The organism is Marinospirillum insulare DSM 21763, assembly GCF_000686905.1.
In the GTDB taxonomy this organism is placed as follows: Bacteria; Pseudomonadota; Gammaproteobacteria; order Pseudomonadales; family Halomonadaceae; genus Marinospirillum; species Marinospirillum insulare.
Window position 1 is genome coordinate 1 of sequence record NZ_JMLW01000037.1, and the last position, 19,281, is coordinate 19,281.

General features: G+C 45.4%; 17 protein-coding genes. 7 read left to right on the top strand and 10 right to left on the bottom strand.

Going from position 1 to position 19,281, the window contains the following annotated elements; translation table 11 throughout:
- A partial coding sequence (locus BP27_RS0112140) for a helix-turn-helix domain-containing protein (protein ID WP_027850396.1) occupies positions 1-244 on the bottom strand: 244 nt, incomplete at its 3' end.
- A gap of 82 nt (positions 245-326) precedes the next feature.
- On the opposite strand from BP27_RS0112140, the gene BP27_RS16235 reads away from it, so the two are divergent.
- The gene (locus BP27_RS16235; protein ID WP_245597846.1) at positions 327-953 is read left to right on the top strand and encodes a siderophore-interacting protein; all 627 of its coding nucleotides are present in this window, start codon (positions 327-329) and stop codon (positions 951-953) included.
- Between the two features lie 520 nt (positions 954-1,473).
- Here BP27_RS16235 and BP27_RS0112150 read toward each other — a convergent pair.
- The 6 genes from BP27_RS0112150 to BP27_RS16240 all read right to left on the bottom strand — a co-directional run bounded on the left by BP27_RS0112150 (position 1,474) and on the right by BP27_RS16240 (position 7,660).
- Positions 1,474-1,770, bottom strand: a complete 297-nt coding sequence (locus BP27_RS0112150; protein ID WP_027851779.1) for a type II toxin-antitoxin system RelE/ParE family toxin — start codon at positions 1,768-1,770, stop codon at positions 1,474-1,476.
- Positions 1,770-2,024 (bottom strand): type II toxin-antitoxin system ParD family antitoxin, encoded by a 255-nt coding sequence (locus BP27_RS0112155; protein WP_027851780.1) that lies wholly within the window; start codon positions 2,022-2,024, stop codon positions 1,770-1,772. The genes BP27_RS0112150 and BP27_RS0112155 overlap by 1 nt, the downstream gene beginning before the upstream one ends.
- Positions 2,025-2,111: 87 nt before the next feature.
- Positions 2,112-2,495, bottom strand: coding sequence for a hypothetical protein (locus BP27_RS17315; RefSeq protein WP_027851781.1), 384 nt, complete (start codon positions 2,493-2,495; stop codon positions 2,112-2,114).
- A 353-nt stretch (positions 2,496-2,848) separates the two neighbouring features.
- Entirely contained in the window at positions 2,849-4,633 is a 1,785-nt protein-coding gene (locus tag BP27_RS0112165; protein ID WP_027851782.1) for an ABC transporter ATP-binding protein, read from the bottom strand.
- Positions 4,630-6,399: an ABC transporter ATP-binding protein gene (locus tag BP27_RS0112170; protein ID WP_211251310.1), complete on the bottom strand. Its 1,770-nt coding sequence runs from the start codon at positions 6,397-6,399 to the stop codon at positions 4,630-4,632. The genes BP27_RS0112165 and BP27_RS0112170 overlap by 4 nt, the downstream gene beginning before the upstream one ends.
- Positions 6,392-7,660: an MFS transporter gene (locus BP27_RS16240; protein WP_150112058.1), complete on the bottom strand. Its 1,269-nt coding sequence runs from the start codon at positions 7,658-7,660 to the stop codon at positions 6,392-6,394. The genes BP27_RS0112170 and BP27_RS16240 overlap by 8 nt, the downstream gene beginning before the upstream one ends.
- Positions 7,661-7,945: 285 nt before the next feature.
- Between BP27_RS16240 and BP27_RS16835 the strand changes: the two genes are divergently transcribed.
- From BP27_RS16835 to BP27_RS0112205, 5 genes are all read left to right on the top strand, one after another.
- Positions 7,946-8,857, top strand: a complete 912-nt coding sequence (locus tag BP27_RS16835) for a helix-turn-helix transcriptional regulator (protein WP_150112059.1) — start codon at positions 7,946-7,948, stop codon at positions 8,855-8,857.
- 324 nt (positions 8,858-9,181) lie between these two features.
- The gene (locus BP27_RS0112185) at positions 9,182-12,094 is read left to right on the top strand and encodes a TonB-dependent receptor domain-containing protein (protein WP_027851784.1); all 2,913 of its coding nucleotides are present in this window, start codon (positions 9,182-9,184) and stop codon (positions 12,092-12,094) included.
- Between the two features lie 79 nt (positions 12,095-12,173).
- A complete protein-coding gene (locus tag BP27_RS17165) occupies positions 12,174-12,353 on the top strand; it encodes a hypothetical protein (RefSeq protein WP_150112060.1) in 180 nt (59 codons plus the stop codon).
- Positions 12,354-12,401: 48 nt separating this feature from the next.
- On the top strand, positions 12,402-12,761 hold the full coding sequence (locus BP27_RS0112200) for a hypothetical protein (RefSeq protein ID WP_027851786.1): 360 nt from the start codon (positions 12,402-12,404) through the stop codon (positions 12,759-12,761).
- Complete coding sequence (locus BP27_RS0112205; protein WP_027851787.1) at positions 12,758-12,937, top strand: DUF4113 domain-containing protein; 180 nt, start codon at positions 12,758-12,760, stop codon at positions 12,935-12,937. Before BP27_RS0112200 ends, BP27_RS0112205 begins: the two co-directional genes overlap by 4 nt.
- 87 nt (positions 12,938-13,024) lie before the next feature.
- Here the strand turns inward: BP27_RS0112205 and BP27_RS0112210 are convergent, their stop codons facing one another.
- The 3 genes from BP27_RS0112210 to BP27_RS0112220 all read right to left on the bottom strand — a co-directional run bounded on the left by BP27_RS0112210 (position 13,025) and on the right by BP27_RS0112220 (position 18,800).
- Positions 13,025-13,915, bottom strand: coding sequence for a hypothetical protein (locus BP27_RS0112210; RefSeq protein ID WP_027851788.1), 891 nt, complete (start codon positions 13,913-13,915; stop codon positions 13,025-13,027).
- A 158-nt stretch (positions 13,916-14,073) separates the two neighbouring features.
- Positions 14,074-17,835, bottom strand: a complete 3,762-nt coding sequence (locus BP27_RS0112215) for a tyrosine-type recombinase/integrase (RefSeq protein WP_027851789.1) — start codon at positions 17,833-17,835, stop codon at positions 14,074-14,076.
- Positions 17,829-18,800 (bottom strand): hypothetical protein, encoded by a 972-nt coding sequence (locus BP27_RS0112220; protein WP_027851790.1) that lies wholly within the window; start codon positions 18,798-18,800, stop codon positions 17,829-17,831. The genes BP27_RS0112215 and BP27_RS0112220 overlap by 7 nt, the downstream gene beginning before the upstream one ends.
- 254 nt (positions 18,801-19,054) lie before the next feature.
- On the opposite strand from BP27_RS0112220, the gene BP27_RS0112225 reads away from it, so the two are divergent.
- Positions 19,055-19,281, top strand: a 227-nt coding sequence (locus tag BP27_RS0112225; protein WP_027851791.1) for a helix-turn-helix domain-containing protein, incomplete at its 3' end; no start/stop codon positions are given.

Consider the following 19,281-nt stretch of genomic DNA (forward strand, 5'->3'; position numbering starts at 1 on the left):
TAACAACACCCCAAATAGGCTCAATAAAGCGTTTTTTTGAGCGTTGTTTGATCCTTTCTTCGGTAAATTCGTGAGCCTGTTTAGGCCGATATCCACGTTTGCCTGTATTACGTTTAAGCTCTCGACTAATGGTTGATTTGTGAACACCAAGCGTTTTAGCGATCTCAGTTTGGGTTAAATTGTTATCAAGCAGGGCAGATATTTGGTATCGTTGCTCTCTGGTGAGCTGTGTGTAGTGTCTCATGTTTGCTTCTCATTCTTGGTCGATTGAAAAGCATAAGATGCTACAGCAGCTTGCCATCCAATCCTAGTTTAATGAGTTGCACTTGAGAGTTGAATCCAGGAAATACTTATCCAGTAAAAATCGTCAAAAATTATTAAATAGCACAAATAAAGACATCCGTTTGTATACTTTACGAAAATCTTGGAAAAAAAATCATAATGATGATTTTGTTAACCAGGGATATATTGATATTTTTACTCATGGAGAGACGGCAGGCAGCCAGTGGGCTAATCGGCTAACCGTTGGTGATGTCATAATGAGCCGCTCTGAAGCAAAAGATAAACATCCACACTTGCTAAATGGACAAGCATTATTAATTGCGGATGAAACGGCCTTTCCCGCCTTAGCTGGTATTCTTGAATATTGGCAGAATCCTTTATCACCTTATATCATAATCATCAGTGAATCAGAAAATGAACAGCACTATTTTAAGAACATAAACCTGCTAGAAACAAGTCAGACACATAGGGTTATTTGTCCACCTGAAGACCAAAGTACCAAAGTCTTATCTATTCTAGAAAACATAGTGGGTATTGACGTGGTTTGGGCTGCTTTTGAGTCTGAATCTGCAAAAATTGTCAGGCATTACTTGCGTAATAATCGACAAATTATCGGAAAAAACAACCACACTAAAGCTTACTGGAACTTAAAATCGAAAAAAAACACCTAATAAGTTTATTCTAGGTAAGCGTAACAACAACTACAGCTATATAAACCAGCAACAATTATCCTGACCGATTTTTATTGTTTAGAGTTTGATTACCCAAATCAGTAAGCGATCGAGTGGGGCGTTTTCTTTGCAGTGGGGTAATTGATCAAACAAGGCCGTTATGTAAACTATCCTTGTGCTCCATCGTGGCCGGCCACTCGAAGATGTTCTGGTCTAATTCCAATAGACACTTCAATAAGAGACAATAGACCCAGTCTAGCTTGAGGTGAATGATGAATCAGAAGCGTAAATATAAAACCACTCTAAAGCGTTCAAAGAAGAAACGGTGTCCCTAGTCAATGATCAGGGTTACAGCGTTAGTAGTCGATTAGTTTTTTAGATAGCTTCCACAACTTGAACACCTTGCTTACCGTAAAGTAGGGAGCGTAGCTAATATTTTTCCGAGTGCTGCTACTTTTTGGGCAACAACAGCACTAGGGCTGGAGAGAATCTTTGTAACTAAACCAAGAACAACCACTATTTAATCCGAAAGTCTTTCTGGTACATCCATATCCTCATGTAGCACACGAATAATAAGCACCTCCAGTTCAAACACTTGATAAAAAATAGCGTGACGCTCAACCTGTAATCTACGATAGTCAGGATAAACATGGGTGTAATCAACGCCAAGTAACGGATGGTCAATCAGCTGCCTCATTCGTACTTCTAGCTGATCCAAATATTTATCTGCCTGCTCAACGCCCCATGCTTCGCAGGTATACATCCAAATCCCGATCAAGTCCGACTCCGCCTTTGGCGTGACACTCAAGTTAAGCACTAATCAGCCACCTTCATCCGCTCACGGCCAGCTGCTTTAATCGCCGATATATCGAGTGGCTTAGGCTTGCCGCTTGATTCACCCTCAACAAGGGCCTGCCGAAGCGTAGCAAGACGTTCCTTGGCAAGCTGATCTTTTCGGATGAGATCGCGGATATACTCACTATCATTGCCAAAATGACCTCTTGCTATCTGCCCCTTCACCCAGTCGTCCTGTTGTTCAGTCAACGTAATGGTTTTACGGTGCATGCTCATAAGTAAAGCTCCTAGTGCTATAAAGGTATGATAATATCATACCGCTCTTTTACAAATGAGCAATGCTAGACTTTTATCGCCCACTTTCTATCGCATCCGAAGCCCTTTGTGTAGCAATTCTTTAGTGAGATTGAACAGCGATTGGTTGTTATAAGATTCAATGTTACTTAAAAAGTCTTGGTGAATAAATGAAGGAGATAATGAGGCGCCTGATTCTTCTAATCTTTCTCCGCAATATGGACAATAAAGAACCGGTATTGTAACTGCTTCAATTACCTGACCTTCTTCCTCTAAGTAATGATTTTCTTGCACATCATTCTCTGTGGCTACTCTAATTAAATTTAGAAAAAAATCACCTTCAACTACTTCATACCAAGCCTCTGCTAATTTCAAACTTTCACAGCGATGATTTTTTTCCATTTCATTAAACCTTAGTGGCACTGTTGCAGAGGTAGCAAATACTTTTTTCATAGCCAACTTTGAACGAGTCGGCTTACCTTTAATGTTCCTCACCGTTCAGCCGATTCATCTCCTCAATTTCTGAAAAAGAGAACCCTTAAAATATATCTATTTTTTTCAGTATCATGCTGCACCTGACTTCACTTTGAAGTTTAATGCCGCCAGCACACCCTATGTGCCAACCTAAGGGCATGTTGTTATTAGTATTATGCTAAAGCCAAGAAAGGTTCGTTTTCATGGTCGATCTACTGCACTCTTTTGGGTATTCACTATGCCACTACAGTACCGATATCAGGGTAACGCTAAGGAATCGTAATTTGTAGGAAAGCATGGACTTTTCTTCGATGAGGTTACAGCAACAATTTTTAAATACACTGTCCGGTGTGCCAGTTTTTCGCGCTTTTCTGCGCTTGCCACATGCGGGCATAACGCCCTGCATACATCAGAAGTTCATCGTGGCGACCGGACTCAACAACCTGTCCGTCGTCAATAACCAGAATCTGGTCAGCGGCTGCGATGGTGGATAGGCGATGAGCAATAACGATTACTGTTCTATCGCGTACCAGTGCATCGATGGCAGCCTGCACGGCTACTTCGCTTTCGGTGTCGAGCGCTGCAGTGGGCTCGTCCAGCACAACAATGGGTGCGTTCTTAAGTATGGCCCGAGCAATACTTATGCGTTGACGTTCTCCGCCTGAAAGGCTGCCGCCGATGTCACCCACTTGGGTCAGGTAACCCTTGGGCAAGCGAGTGACGAATTCATGGCAGTGAGCGGCACGGGCGGCAGTCTGTACCTCATCATCGGTGGCATCGGGGCGTGCCATGCGGATATTGGCGAGAATTGTATCGTCGAACAGGTACACGTCTTGAAATACCACGGAAATCAGCGCATTGAGCTGTGCTGGCTCGATGGCGCGCACATCGACACTGCCAATGGTGACACGTCCGGCCTGTGGATCAGCGTGACGCATCAACAGCCTCGTTAGAGTGGTCTTGCCCGAGCCTGACGGGCCAACCAGCGCGGTTAAGCTGGATGTGGGCAGCCTAGCATCAAGGTTTTGCAATGTAGGCTGGTCGGTGTTGGCATAGCTAAAGATTACACCTTCAAAAACTACATCATGCGTTTGTGGGAACTGCGCGGGAGTGAGCTGCGCTAGGGGTTTGACTCGGAGGATGGCGTTGATCTTACTCAGTGCCGCCTCAATTAGATCAATAACTTTGGCATACAGTACGAAGGTGGCTAGCGGCTCGGCAAAGCGCACGACAATCACTATTAGTGCGGCCAAAACGGCGACATTCAACGAACCTTGCACGACGAGCAGCGTACCCAGGACCACTACGAGCAAAATACCTAGCTCTATGACTGTGGCAAGAATTAAATTGGGCTTGGATCCTTTTTTCTGTCCCATGATTTGGATTTTTTCCAAGTGCAGGAAGCTGGCCTGTATACGCTCTGCATTCTCGCCAGTACAGCAAGCCGAGCGCAGCACAGGTAAACCCTGGGTGTATTCCAGAATATTAGCACTCGTGCGTTCGTTTGCTTCTGCAAGCATTTGCATACCGCGTCCATAAGCCGGACGACGCCAGCGATACAGCGGTATGAGAGCTGGAAATACCAGCAGCATGAGCAGACCCATTCGCCAGTCGAACCACAGTGCCGCTAGAGCCACGACTACAGGCGTAATTAGGGCATGAGCCATCATGTTAGCTACCGTCAGAAGGTAACTTAGGTTCTCATCCACGTTGCCTAGCAAGGTGGCAGTTACCTCCCCAGCGCGCTTACCCTGTAGCTGTTCCAAGGGCAGGCGGCGTAATTGCTCGCCCAGGGCGGTGCGCAGTTCATGGGCGTTTTGAACCATATCGCCCCGGTAATCGAAACCTTGTGCCCACCAGCGAATTAGCATGCTTACAAACATCAACCCAGTCATCGTCAGCAGCCAAGGCAAGGCAGCCAACCAGTTAGGCTGAGGAATTAGGGTTTGGAACAGGGGTATCAGGCAAGCTAATGCCAAGCCCTGTACTGTCGCTCCTATGCCTAGACCAATTAGGCTGGCGCGAAGCTGCGGTGCGCGGCTTCGCGCACTGCTCATGAGTTGACTCCAGGTCTCTCGCAACGGAGTGATCCGTGCATTTGGTTGAGGTTTTTTCATATATGTTCCCCTGCAAGCGTCCAGTTCTGAGCCGTTTCATGGTTGCGCCATAGCCGAGCATAAACACCGTCATGGGCCAGCAGCGTGTCGTGGCGACCAGTTTCAGCTAGGTTGCCCTGGTCAAACACCAGTATCTGATCGGCATCGCGGATAGTTGAGAGTCGGTGCGCCACCATCAGTACGGTTTTGCCACGCATAAGGTTCGAGAGAGCTTCCACTAGTGCGGCTTCATTTTCTGGGTCGGAGAAAGCTGTGGCCTCGTCAAGTACCAGAATTGGCCGGTCCTGCAAAATAGCGCGAGCTATGGTGATGCGTTGTCGCTGTCCCCCTGACAGAAATACGCCGCGTTCGCCTGCAGGCGTGTCGTAGCCTTGTGGGAGCGCCATAATGAAGTCGTGTGCTTGGGCGGCTTGAGCAGCGGCGATTACCTCATCTATTGTCGCGTCCGACAGCCCCAAGCGAATATTGTTGGCAATTGTGTCGGAAAATAAAAACGTGTCCTGAAACACGAAGGCTATCTGCTGCATCAGGGTTGAGGGCAACATCTCGCGCACGTCCACGCCACCCACTCGAATACAACCTGCGCTCACGTCCCAGAAGCGAGAAATAAGTCGTGCCACCGTAGTTTTACCTGCCCCCGAGGGGCCGACCAATGCGACCACGCTGCCAGGTTCCACGCTGAAAGTTACGTTTTGAAGCGCCAGAGGGCCGTCAGCGGTGTAGCGAAAATCCACCTGCTCAAAGGATACACTGGTGTTCTCGGGCTCTTTGGCTTGGCAAGCAGTTGCTATCTGCAGTGGTGCTTCGGCCATTATTTCATGGATGCGATGGATGCTCATTTGCGCTTTAGCAACCAGATGCTTGAGCGAGACCATGGGCAGTAACGACTCGGCCATACCCGTACCTACCAAGAGTATGGCTAACCACGTGGCGGGATCAATTGTGTCGCGGCTGACAAGCCATGCTCCCAGCCACACGAGAGAGACCAGTGTGGGCAGGGGGCTAAGAATAATTTGTGACAGGCGCGAGGAGACGCCCGCCATTTGGTACCACTGAGTCATCACGTTGCGGTAAGTCTCCAGTGCACGCTGGTAACGTCCGAACGTTACAGTCCCGGTATCGAAGGTGCGGACCACCGGCATAGCCTGCACGTACTCTACTACCGCTTTGCTGACATTTTCGCCCGCTTCGTTGTATTGGCGCATCATAGTGCTGCTGTCGCGCATGGCCAGCGATACCGTTATCATTCCCACCGCCAGCACTACCGTGGCGGCTAATGCCAGGCGCCAGTCCAACCAGCACAACAGCAGGAAGGTCAGAACCGGAGAAACATACGCCCGCGCATACATCGGCGTACTGTCGGCGACAAACACGTGCAATGCTTTGACATCGTCCATCATCACCTTGGTCAGCGTGCCGGAGCCCGTTTGTTGCACAAAGCCTAGCGGAAGGCGCGCCAGATGCCGAGCAAGGTCCGTGCGCAGTCGTGTCTCAAGGCGAAAGGCAGCGTAGTGCGACTGGTTAAATCCGCTGAGTCGTAACACATAGGCCAGCACCGTCAGCACCACTGCCAGCAGTAGGGGAAACACAGGCCACTGCTCCGGTTGCTGCAACAGCTCATGTACAGCCCAAGCCAATGAACACAGCGTGCCCAGCGTTGCAGCAGTGGACAGTCCAGCAAGAACCATCGCAAAGCGAATCTGGCCCTGCACCGGCTGCATGATGGACCAGATGCTGGGAGTATCCACCCGATCTGCATTACGCATACTGCACCTGCCTCGGTTTCAAGCCCTCCAGGCTGGGAGCTTTGCGCCTGATCACCCATACGGCAAATACTGTCGAAGCGGCGGCCAGACCGAAACACACTTCATAACCTAAGTGCTGTGCCAGCCAGCCGCCGCTTACACCCCCAGCCATGGCCAGCAATGCATCTGCACTTTGGAACAGGGTGAAGTCTACTCCTGCCTGCAGCGGTGAGGTGAGCCCCATGAGAGCCGAGTACAGCGCCACCCACAGCAAACCCATAACGGCGAACATAGAACCGACCAGTATGATCAACACAGGCAGAGATGCCTTCGGAGTGGCTAAAGTTAAAGCAACCAGCACACAGCCCTTCAATGCCACGCCGATCCACACAGCACGCCAGTCTGGCACAAAACGCACCAGCAAGCCGCCGAGCACAGCGCCGCTCAAACCGGCACCTATATGTAAGGAGCCGAACAGCCAGCCGAGCTGCTCCAGCGTCATGCCGCGATCAAGCATGAAAGGTCCGAACATACCCAGTGTCAGGCGGATTCCGACACTCGACAGCAACAGAAACAATAAACCATTACGAATTTCCGAGCGACGTAGCGCATGCATCAGACTCGGACGATGACTAACTGCTAATATTTCGCTGCGCGGCGGTTCACGCAACAGCAGCATTGGCAGACTCAGCAATACAATTGCCAGCGCCGCCGCCATCAATGCTTGCGGCCAGCCGACTGAACCAGCAACCAGTAAAACGCCGCCCGCACCAAGCATTGCCCCTACATAACCACCACCTACTTGCGCCACATTTCCCCAGCCACGTTGTTGGCTGGTGAGCTGTTCAACGGTAAAGGCATCGCTGGCCACGTCGGTGGTAGCTGCCACTAGGGCTGCTACCAGTAACCCAGCAAGAATCCAGCCGGCATGCCCTGTCAACGACAAGTATCCGCTCAGTGCAATCAATCCCAAAGCTAGCAATATCGCTGCTATCAGCATTTGGCCACCAATAATCAGCCTGCGCGAACGCCGGCGCCGTTGCCCTGCGGGCAGACGCCAGCGCTCCACGGTTGGCGCCCACATGAACCGAATGCCCCAGGGTATCCACAGCAAGGCGGTTAGTCCGGCCACCTGTAACGAGGCTCCGGCATCTCGCAGCAGCGAGGGCAGAGCCTGGGTGGTCAATGCGGTGATTATGGTCTGGCTGATATAGATACCGGCGATTGCCGGCAGAACCTGTCGCGCTCGCAAGCGTGGAAAGGCATGTGAAAGATTTGACATAGATATTCAAGGTCCAAGGCTTTGATAAAAACTTTGACAATTTGCGAGCCGAGCACAATTGCCAGTATTAATCTTGCTTACTCAACTAAACCTGCGTATATAATTGGAATGACTATCATTACGGTTGCATGCGTATAGCGCTAACCGTTTCCATTAAAAATTTGATTTTTTCAGGATATATTTATCGTGCGGGAAAAAAATGGACTACTAGACAGCTCGTGGCTGAGTCCGAGTAAGCTGGAAGCAGATGGCCTTTCAGGCATAGATGAGAGCTGGAGCCGCATTATGCGCAGTTTCCAGTCCTGTGAAGGTCTGAGCATTAATTGTATTAATGGTCGGCCAGGCAATAAGTGGGAGTTCCGTGCAGAAGGTCCTTCAGCATTTAGTATCAATATCCTTCTTGAAGGTCGAATGCAGGCTGCCATTGATGGTGGATCAGCGATCGATGCCTGCTCAGGCTCAGTCATCCTTATGGCCACTGGCGAGCACACTACAGGCTGGGATGTGCTCGACGGGCTAACTGACAGCGCATTTCGTATGGTCTGCATTCATCTACCACAAGCATCCATGACCAGACTGACCGGTCTGTCTATGGATGATCTACGTCGACGAGTCTTTACCACCAGCGGCGAGCAGACCCATGTCGATGCCTTTTTAGGCGTGATGCCAGCGTCCAACGCTTTGCAGCGGGCGAGTTGCGATCTGCTCGGCTTGGGCTGTGTCTATGACGGCACCTGCATTGCACGAGATTTATTTATGCGTGCTAAGGCATTAGAAACCATTGCATGCTTTCTGCACGAGAATATGACGCGCAAGGAAGTTGTCTTGCCCGCTCCTGGTGATCGCAGCCGTCTGATCGAGGCCCATGCCATGCTGGAGGCAAGCTATGGCGACGACTGGAAGGTTTCGTCATTAGCGCGTGCTGTTGGTCTCAATGAGAACCGCTTACAAGCAGGATTCCAAGCAATGTTCAACACTTCTGTCCATGCTTGTCTGATCAGTATTCGCATTGACGCAGCCGTCACTATGCTGCGGCGCGGCGCATCCGTGACAGACACCGCTGACGCTGTTGGTTTTGCTCACCTCAGCCATTTCAGTCGGATGTTTCGCAGCCGCACCGGTATCACTCCCAAGCAATGTGCCATGGGTCTCAGCCCTAGAGTGCTGTCAGAGGTAGACAACGCTCCGCTCACTTAGCGCTGATGTACTTCTTTTTTTACGAACCTCGAGACCTCGCCCTCCGCGGCGCCCCACCCAAGAAAATGTTGCAGCGAACAAATATCCGCGAAATATCAAAAAATTTCTTGAAACTGTTAGCAGAACTCGCCTCGCTTAGTAATACTTCTCATTAGCGCTTGAGGGTATTAATTAATGCTCAGCAAGTCTTACTTCCCGTAATGGGTCGGAAGCAACAAGCAGGAGAAAACGCTACCCCTGTAGTTTCAGGTGAAAAAGAGCAGTTCAGCCTACCTATACAAATGAATCTGACTCTTACTTATAACCAGGTTAAGTAGTGCTTTTATGGAGGTCTTTCAAGTGAGTGTATGTAAAAAAGGAGTCGATGGACAGTTGAGCAAGCTGCCCATTAAGAAAGCATGGCTGCAGCGTGAAGAGGGGGCGCGACCTTTCTCTAGTCAAGGTTTCGAGCAGCTGAAGCTGCGTCCTAACCAGCTATGCTTGGTCATTGCTTTGACGTTAGCCAGCCAGCAGGTGCTAGCACAAGATACCGCGCTGCCTACGGCTAGCTCCGCTGAAAACACCGGCTCCGATGGCGTGCATCATCTTGATGCTGTGACCGTAATTGGAATCGCCGAAGAAGAAAAGAAAATCGGCAATACCGCAGGGGCCAGTAAGGAAGATGTTGAGCGGCGTAGGGCTAGCCACATGGCAGATTTACTCGATTCGATTTCTGGCGTCTCGGCAAATAATCTTTATTCAGCACCAGAGACCTCAGTCAAAGTCCAGGGCATTGCGGGGCATGGTCGAGTTTCACAATCCTTGGAAGGCGTGACTCAAAACTTCCATGCCTTTACCAAAGACATCGGCCAAACGGGTTCCATCTTTGTTGACCCGGGGCTGCTCAGTTCCATAGACGTCACTCGCGGCGTCAGTACCAGTACCGGCAGCTTAGGTAGTCTTGGCGGTGCGGTCGATTTCAAGTACATGGATCTGGATGACATCCTGTTTCCCGGCAAAAATTTTGGCGGGATGATTCGCGGACAGACTGGTTTCAGCAAATACCGCAACGGTGAAAAGCCGTCTGGTTCTTTCTTCCTTGGTGGGCGCAACGAGCGGTGGGACGTCATGATTGGTGCCTCCGATAGTCGAAACGATGCCTACAAAATAGGTAGCAATTTCGACAAGGGCGACATGATGCGGGATTTTCATGCCAACAACCTGGAGTTTCGAGATAGCAAACACACATACCTTAATCCAAGGGCTGGCGAGTGTCGCTATCTTGGCATCGTCGGTGTGGCGGGTGGAGGTCGTGACGGATTCCGAAACTGTCAACTAAGTTCTGACAAAGCCGACTGGCTAAAACAGGCGGCAAAATCCGGTGAGCTGAAAGGTACACAGCGCAATGCGGATGCCCAGATGCTGCGGGTTCGCCATTTCTTCAATGACACCTACGATCAGAGTCTGGAACTGTTTGCCACAGCCAACCACGCTAAATACGAGACAGATCAACAGCCTATCATCTACATCCCTGAACAGGATGGTAGTTCCGTCATGCCAGGCACGGAAAACGGGGCTGTCTGGGGAGGGCAGCCTTGGTCAGTAGGCTCTGAGCTGAAGAGCCAAGTCATTAGCCTGAAGTACAGAGGTGCATTTTCCGATCTCGTCAATCCAGAAGTACAAGTCTTTCGTGAAGTCCAGGATCGCAAGCAACGCTGGCTTTCTCAACAAGGAAGTGTCGCTCCAGGCGAACAAATGCACTACTTCGTCGAGAATGAATCCTTTGGCTTGAAACTGGCTAATGCCAGTCATTTCGATGCGGGTGTCCTGGGAGCATTACGAATGGATGCCGGGTTTGAACTCGCACGCCGAAACAAGAATGTCGATAGTCTGGGTGAAGATAATTGGGCTGCTTGGTATATAGAGCAGACTCAAGGCCTAAAAGTACGAGTACCCAAATGGGACCCAGACTCGCGCACAGATACCACAGGAGTTTCGTTGGCTCTGAGCACTGAGGGTGATGGCCCTTGGCAGGCCAGTGCTGGTGTTGGTTGGCAACGTGTCTCGATGGATATTTACGACACTCGTTATATGGTCGGAAAGATTCGTAAAGCTGGAACACAATATGGTCGAACGCACTATATCAACCTCCTTATGTCTCAGGGGTACGACCGTCGTACGGCCATAACTATGTCTAAAGATCTGGCGGAAGAACAGGCAAGAGAATTTGGTGGAGTTGGCGGAGAGAAATGGGTTGAGGGTGATGAGAAAAAAAGTTACAACTTGAAGCAGGCCCATTTCGCGTTGTCATATACCAAGCCAGGAACAGGCCTGACAACCTACGGAAGCATAGGCTACAGCGAGCGTGCGCCGACCAGCAATGAAATGTATCTTTATGGCAGTTGGCTGCGTACAGGCTTCATCGCCAATCCATATTTAGAACCAGAAAAAAATCTGGCGCTCAACATAGGCGTGAACTACCAGCGTAATGCCTTGCTGATGGATCGGGACTCTCTGAATGTTGGTCTTGGTTTCTATCGCAATCGCATTCGCAATTACATAGGCTACGGCCCAATTCTAAAACCCAACGAAGCATCTCAACCAGGAATGCCTAGCGGAGCAGGATCCTTTGCCAGTGTCAATAATCTTGAGCCAGTTGTTCATCAAGGATTTGAGCTGAATTTGGCCTATCAGCAGCCGTTGTTTTATGTGCGTGCCAATTTGACTCTGCCGCTACGCCATAACAACAAGATGTGCAGTTGGCAGAGCCCCAGCGGCAAGGGCTATCACGCAGTTCGGGACACGGCAACTGGCAACATAACCTATACCAGTACTGGTAAGGGGGAACGTTTGTGCTATTCCGGTTGGAACTGGATAGAGGACGGAAAGATTGAACCGATCAGTGGCAGCCTGACCGCAGCACTGACGCCTTATCAGAATCAGCTGGAGCTAGGGGGTACCTTGCATTACACCGGCAAGCAACGTACCTCCTATTGGTATGTAGAGAACGCTCAGGGTAATCAGCCCGGTGCTGGGTCATCCGAACCCATCCCAGAGAAGGACGGTTTCTTGACTGCCAATCTTTATCCTAGCGTTATGAAAGTCGATTTGTTTGCCAATTATCGTTTCAACGATCAATTCAAGGTCGGCGTATATGTAGCAAACCTAACGGACGAGATGGATGCCACACCAACTACGTTTGGCTACAACTTCTACCCAGGACGCACTGTGACCGGAAATTTTGAATATCGATTTTAAGCTTTCGCTGCTTTAGCCATTCCGGCTAAAGCAATTTCTGCCGGAGTGGCGACCGGCTTGTTGAATGAGGTAATACGCAATGTCATTACAAACCAACGTAACCAACTGGCTCAATGCCTACAATGAGCAGCCGATCCAATCTTCCCTCAATTCGGACTATATAGGTTCGATTCTGGATACCAATGGCCAGCTCCATACCGGTGCCGAAATCTATGATCCAAACACCAGCCTCCCATACGAAATCTACGATTTCAACTAGTATGCCGGCCAAGGTCTGAACTCCTCCGGTGAGGAAGGAAAGTATCTATTGCATTCCGATAATGGCCTTTCATGGGATACCGTGAACGCATCTACCGCTGGCCTGTACAACTTTGTGACCAAAGGCAGTTTGGACACCCTGTACCTGGGTCACAACACCATTACTGAGACTGGTACAGCTCCGACTGTAGGCAACTTGACCAGCTTCAACCCCATACGAGTCGCCGCTAGTGGTCAACAACTTCAACCTAGCAGTGAAGACTACGTTGCCGGTCTGTTCGGCGGCACGAACGGCAACAGCCAGATTGCAACGAGCGCTTTGGTTGATGCCAATGGCGACAACATCATTTCCTTCCCGAACTACTACGAGAACGTCACGCTGAACTCGGCAATTATTTTGAAGATATGAGCAAGCAGTACCGCAGCAAAAAATTAATGGCAGCGGTGGATCAAATCAATGAAAGCGGTTTAGGTACCGTTACTTTAGCTAGCCAAGGAAGCAAAAAAAATACTTGGACAATGAAAAGAGATCACCTATCACCCGCCTATACAACACGCTGGAGTGATTTACCCAAGGTGAAGTAATGAGCTTAGGAATGTTATTATTACAGGCTGCTGCACTAGCAAGCTGAATCCAAACTGTAACTTACTTAGTTATTTAACTAAGCATTCTTACACCTCGTTAAAGCCAAAATCAGCCTGCGGAAACTCATATTTTTCAAACTCGACAAGCACTCCACCTCTTTCATGTTCAATTCCATTTATTACTGTAATAGTTGGTTTATAGCTAATCTTCAAAGTTTTGTATTCAAACTGTATTTGAATAAGCTCATCTCTATCTTCTCGTTTAAAAATTAACTCAAGTGTTTTATTGCATGCACCCCCTTGAACTTCCTGCATCCTACATCTGCATATATTCTTGTCATCAATAACGCCATTAATAATAACTATAGCCTCTCGAGCATCTGGGCTCTCATGTGTATTAGTTTGGTTAGGGATTTCATTAATTATTTTCTCTTTACCATCAATATAGCAAGTTAACTTAGGAGCACCCTTGGCCTTTGTAAGCACCTGATTCAGTCTTTTATTGGTGTTTGGGTCTATAGTTAAGTTGTTTTCATTTTGCTTTCTTTCCTCATCAACACTAGCTATAGGTTCATTCTGCATTTTATCAAATGATACCTTTCCAGATCGTGCCTTATCACTTATTTCAGTAGTTACTTTATTTATGCTATCAATATATTCTGAGACTCTATTAGTTAATGTAGAGATCAACCCTTCATCCAAACTAAAGTTTTTATCTGAAACACGCAACAACAAAGCAAGCTCAATTATATTTTTCTGTTTACCTTTATCTCGGATAATATTATTTATCACTATACTAATATTCTCTTTATTTTTCAAAGAAAGAATACTTGCTATAAAGTCTTGTATGTGCTGAACATAAAAAATTGCATCACGGTTATTATCATTATATTTTTTGGCATCCCATAAAAGACTACCATCAATCAGTTCAATTTCTTCAGTCACTGGTATAGCAAAAATCTCAATTTCTTTTCCCATTAAATCCATCGCCTTTATTTATAATACCTTTTATTAACATAACAAATTACAAATAACATATATTTTTATAAAAAATGTGTATCATTGCTTGCTAGCAAAAAACCTGATAGAACCTTAAAACCAACAACTGATCCTGATAAGAAAAGTTTAGGCTATTTTTAGGTGCTGGCCAAGCGATCATAGTAAATATTTAAAACAAATAATAACCTACTGATAGTTTGGTAGGTTGCTACTCTATTATGCAATGAAATTTTAACTGCAACGCGGTTAAGTCTTCGGTTTTGGGTTTTTTCTCGAGCTTGCGCAATTAAGCCTATTTTAGCACTAGTGCCTTTCAGTGGCTCTTCTGGATTGATAATGGTGGTTTTTAGTCCAAGATTTAAAAGCTCTAGCATTTGCAAGTAAGCACCTAACTCTGAATTATCAGAGATAATCGTTTCATTTATCCTAGATACAAAGTTTTTCTTCCAAACTTTTAGCCCTTTTTCTAATGCAAGGTGCTCTTCACGAGTAAAATTTTTCAGCCGTCCAGATAAATCTTTCAGCAAATTAGCCACTCGCTTATTTTCCTGGAAATAAAAGTTTACCTTAGGGTAAGTGATTTTTTCAGGATTAATAAAGCTAGCAGTATTCGCCATTTGTGCACGGTAAAATTCAAAACCTGACTCTCTTTCAACCTTGGCAGCCTGTAGTAATAATCTATTTAAGGCCTGCTTATCGACCATTAATTGGTAAGCTATTTTGCTGCTGTTTTGCTTAGTTTCACTAAACCTTCTTAAGAGTTGGTCTATCTGTACTAGGCTAAATTCATCTGTATTTTTATTATTTTTGCTAGAAGGTAATTTATCAGGCCGCTTCCTTAGATTGATTTTTGGTCTTGGAATATTGGAGCTAACCAAAAGCAAGTTATTACGACTTATACGCTTGCGAACGACCGTTTGATTTATTTGTAATGCATAACTGTAGACAGACGATTTTATTCGAAAGTTAGATAAGTTTACTAGATTTTTATGTGTCTCAGCTAAGCTGTGGATGTAGCTTTCTAAAGTAGAAGTTAGTGATTGGTGTCCTATAGCTGTAGTTAAGCTATTCAAAGGATAGCTACACTCATTCTGACCAATAAACTCCTGCCAAGCTATGGGATTAAACCTTGGACTAATTAAATATTGGTTAGTTTCTACTGGATAAATATATCCATAAACTCGTGTAGCCCATGAATGCCTCAAGTGATGAAACCTAAGTGTGTTGTCGCCTGTTATATGCTTTAAATAACTGCCTAGCTGGTAAGAGGTCTCATACCTGTTAATCAGCTCTCTAGTTCCATAAACCTCAGCCATTAAAAATGCTTGTTTTTCGTCTTCATATAACTCGCTAGCTGAATTAATAAGCAGGCTTAAAGCCTGAAACTCTAGATGAGTCATTTTTTCAATCAAGCAAACAATCCTGATGCCAGCGTTAGATTTGGTTTCACCGTAGATAGAGTTTCTAACTATTAAAATGATCGTTTCAGCATCAAGTACCTGTATATCAGTTAGCTTTATTCTGTAAGCTTCTCCATAGCGCAGACCAAAACGAAAACCAAGAATAAGTAAAACCATGTATTGAGTTTTTAGCTGGGTAGTTAAATCTACATTGTCATTAAGCAGGTTTAGTAACGTAAGGTACTCACTCTCACTAACCATGTTGGCATCTGCAAAACCCTCAACTTTGGTTAGGTTTGCTGCTTGTAACAACATACTCCAATTAGGTTCTGCAACAGCATAAACCTCCTCTAAAAACTTGTGGAATTCAATTATTCTACTAGCAAGGTCAAAACGAATACTTTCATTGGTTGTTTCAAGAACCCTAAGATAAATCTCTTCATAATCATCTTCAGTCAGGTATAAAAAGTTAGCATGTGGCTGCAAAGCAATCAGCTTTCTAGCCACTAAAAAAACATAATTATCTATCGTGGAGAAAGCTAAATTCTTTTTGAATCTAGTACCCTGTTCACATAAATGTACTGCCCAAGCAACAATCGCCCACTTAAGTGCAGAAGATTTAATCTCGGAGTTTTTACCGACCCAAGACTTAATGTTACTTACTAGCTGTTTTTTTCGTCTCGTAGATAAGCTTTTATTAGAGCTTGTATTTAAAAAACGGCTTTTATTAAAAACAACCCTTAAATCCTTAAGGAATGATTGAGCATTTTTGAGTTTTTCTTTTTGTACAGTAGGCTTGTAAGTGTTTAGTAGCCATGTATTGCTAGCACTGAACTCGGGAGATGGCAGACCCTTTTCTCTAGGCTGTACTAAAGATTTTCCAATTGATTGAAACCTAACCCATTGTGCCAAGGGTAGTGCCACACTAGGCAACTCACCTGACAAGTGTCGAACTAGGTGGCCAGGCGCTTCAAAAATAAGTGCACTACGACAGATCAGTGCTAAAGCCTTGTAGGTCTGATCTTTATTATTATCAATACCAAGACTATTGGTTAGGTTAGCAAGTTCTCTACTGAAGCCAAGTTTATGAAATATTGGTTTTTTGTTGTTTTCGTATAAACCAATAAGTAAGGCAAGACTCAAGTTATCTGGAAACCAGCGGTAAGTTGCTTGTTTATCTTTGCCTAGCGCAAGATCTACAAAAACTTGCTTGTTATAATGGTAGGTGGTTTTGGTTAAGCTTTCTGCTAAAACGGCAAGCTTATCTTGGTCAGCTACACCACCAAACAGAGCCGAAGAGACAACAATTTCAGCTAAGCGTAAATCCATCTTTTCTTGAGTTTTACTTTTACCTTTACTTGACAAGTAGGCAATAAACTTATGGCGTAATTCTCTTGTTAGCTTATAGGCAATAAGCGATTGACTATTAAATGGGGAAGCTTCTTCTTCTAAAAAGCGCAGTTGACTAATTTTTTGGTAGCTTAGTTTAAGTGATTTTTCACGCCTTAAAAATCGGTATAAAAAGCGCAAGCTAGAGTTAACTGATACCTTTTGCTGTACAGCTTGCTCTACAACCAAGTCAACTATGCTATTAATTTTTTCTTGGGTTGGCTCACCCTTAACATGCTGCATTACTTCTTTAAGTGCTTTTTTTATTATTTTAGATTCTGCTTCTCTTTTTCTTTTACGAGCTAGCGTTCTTTTCTTGGAACCAAATACCTCTGCAAAACTTACCTGAGGCTTCAAAAGAACACTAGAAGCATCAAAACCAATTTTATTTATGTTTAGTTTTTGTTTACTCCAACCAAAACTTAACAGAATTTCTTGCATTTTTTCAGCGATCAGGCTAAGGCTATCTTTTACAGAAGTAGCGGCAGTTACACCAAATGGATGGTCAGTTCCTGTAATGTGACCAAGCTGTATGCTCACTAAATCAGCACGTTTAGTGAGATGCAGTAACTCTGTTGCCATGCAATGACGTAAATAGTTAATTGGCAGTTTCCAATGATCTTGCCAACGCTCAACTAATTTTGCTGGTGAAACTGCTTGCCTTTGAACCGGATTGCCTTCGTCTAAATAGAAAAAATAAGGTATTTTTGGTTTTCCTGCTACTAAGCTACAAATTTCATCAGTAATGTTTTTACTATCCGGTAATTCATGCAGATGGCTTAGTAGCGTCTCTAAGTAGGAAGCATATATCTCTAATTGCTCACAAGCCATTTTAGGTAAAGCTACTAAACGCCACGCTCTTGATTCATGTACTACTTTATCCGAAATAAGGATGAAGCCTTCTTCTAAATCAAAAAGATGCTCCGCTTCTAATGGGTCATTAACAGGTCTATGGCCTGTGGCTAGAAAAAGCATTGCTAAACAGTAATCAGTAAAAGCGTTATGTTTAATGGCAATATTTGACTGGGTTATAGACTTTTCTAAGTTACTTAAAGAATCAGTAACCAGTGCTTTAGTTATTGAGTTAAAAGGGTAATAGCCGCTTAGCATGTCACCTCCGACATGCTACCAGTCACCTGTTTGTAGTAGTCAATTAAGCATTCAACAGAATGAACAGCATAATAACTGAGCATAGGTGGGGATTGCGTCTTTCTTCCAGCAATTAAGTAGGTAATCAGTGGGTCACGGAAAATTAAAGTAGCTTCTAAGCCTAAAGCAGTTGGTATACGTTCAGATCTAAGCCTAAATAGCCTAGTTTGTTTACGTAAATCTCCCAGCTCTGGATAAACTAAATTTTTAACATCCTCTAAACTTAGCTTAAGTAGCTGTTCAAAACTTGAAGAGTCATTTTGAAGCAACAGTTTTAACCAACTTGCTATAGGTTCAGGTAAAGGAAGCAGCAATTGACTTGCAACAGGCTGAAAGAATTTTTGTTGCTCATCGTTTGGCTGAAAAGAGTTTTTGGGTCGCTTAATTAAGCGCCTATAAGTGCCATCCTGTTCAAAGTCACCACCAAACCCAAGCTTTGCTTCCCAAAGGTCTTCAAGATTAGAGCCAGTAAAATACATCAAGCCTATTAATCCAGCGGCTAAAAAATCTGAGCTGTTATTGCTAGCAAGCTTATCTTTTAAAAACTTTATTAATGTTAGCCGTTCAACCCGAGTTAGTCGGCCATAATCGTTGGGAACTAATTTTTCTACACGGTTAAGCCAATAACGGCTTTCATTTAAACTTAGCTCGACTTCTTCATCTAATGACTGGGGATCAAAATTGTTAATTCCCTCATCTTCATCATCACTAATTTTAATAAATGTGAAAGGTAACTGCTGAGGCTCATTAGGGTAATTTGGATCAAAAAAATCACTCGTAGATACAGTCCAGTTTAATTCGTCTTCTACCGTAGGTGGGTATAAAATAATTGGTGAAGGTAAAAGTTTAGGATTGCTCTCTGGTAACTGAATATTTGTTATTCTTTTTAATGCATCATGAAATTCTTTGTCACTCACCATAGCCATTATGAATGATTGCTTACTTAACAAAGCTTTAAAGTCTACCAATGCTTCATTGAAAGACACGAACTTGGGGAAAGATCGAATCTGGGGGATTCTTTTTGTCCTAGGTGAAATGGCTCGTCTAAGGGTTGCAGCAACTGTATCTAGCTTATAGTTTCCTAGATTCAACTCTCAAGTGCAACTCATTAAATTAGGGTTGGAAGGCAAGCTGCTGTAGCATCTTATGCTTTTCAATCGACCAAGAATGAGAAGCAAACATGAGACACTACACACAGCTCACCAGAGAGCAACGATACCAAATATCTGCCTTGCTTGATAACAATTTAACCCAAACTGAGATTGCTAAAACGCTAGGTGTTCACAAATCAACCATTAGTCGAGAACTTAAACGCAATACAGGCAAGCGTGGCTATCGGCCTAAGCAAGCACAGCTGCTTTCTGATGAGAGAGTTAAGCAACGCTCAAAAAACCGCTTCATTGAACC

What these genes read in the sequence shown, in the direction of transcription:
- BP27_RS0112155 (WP_027851780.1), bottom strand. Translation starts at nt 2,024, where the DNA reads ATGAGCATGCACCGTAAAACCATTACGTTGACTGAACAACAGGACGAC.
- BP27_RS0112205 (WP_027851787.1), top strand. Translation starts at nt 12,758, where the DNA reads ATGAGCAAGCAGTACCGCAGCAAAAAATTAATGGCAGCGGTGGATCAA.
- BP27_RS0112165 (WP_027851782.1), bottom strand. Translation starts at nt 4,633, where the DNA reads ATGAAAAAACCTCAACCAAATGCACGGATCACTCCGTTGCGAGAGACC.
- BP27_RS16240 (WP_150112058.1), bottom strand. Translation starts at nt 7,660, where the DNA reads ATGTCAAATCTTTCACATGCCTTTCCACGCTTGCGAGCGCGACAGGTT.
- BP27_RS0112220 (WP_027851790.1), bottom strand. Translation starts at nt 18,800, where the DNA reads ATGGCTATGGTGAGTGACAAAGAATTTCATGATGCATTAAAAAGAATA.
- BP27_RS0112185 (WP_027851784.1), top strand. Translation starts at nt 9,182, where the DNA reads ATGGAGGTCTTTCAAGTGAGTGTATGTAAAAAAGGAGTCGATGGACAG.
- BP27_RS0112210 (WP_027851788.1), bottom strand. Translation starts at nt 13,915, where the DNA reads ATGGGAAAAGAAATTGAGATTTTTGCTATACCAGTGACTGAAGAAATT.
- BP27_RS17165 (WP_150112060.1), top strand. Translation starts at nt 12,174, where the DNA reads ATGTCATTACAAACCAACGTAACCAACTGGCTCAATGCCTACAATGAG.
- BP27_RS0112215 (WP_027851789.1), bottom strand. Translation starts at nt 17,835, where the DNA reads ATGCTAAGCGGCTATTACCCTTTTAACTCAATAACTAAAGCACTGGTT.
- BP27_RS0112170 (WP_211251310.1), bottom strand. Translation starts at nt 6,399, where the DNA reads ATGCGTAATGCAGATCGGGTGGATACTCCCAGCATCTGGTCCATCATG.
- BP27_RS16835 (WP_150112059.1), top strand. Translation starts at nt 7,946, where the DNA reads ATGCGCAGTTTCCAGTCCTGTGAAGGTCTGAGCATTAATTGTATTAAT.
- BP27_RS17315 (WP_027851781.1), bottom strand. Translation starts at nt 2,495, where the DNA reads ATGAAAAAAGTATTTGCTACCTCTGCAACAGTGCCACTAAGGTTTAAT.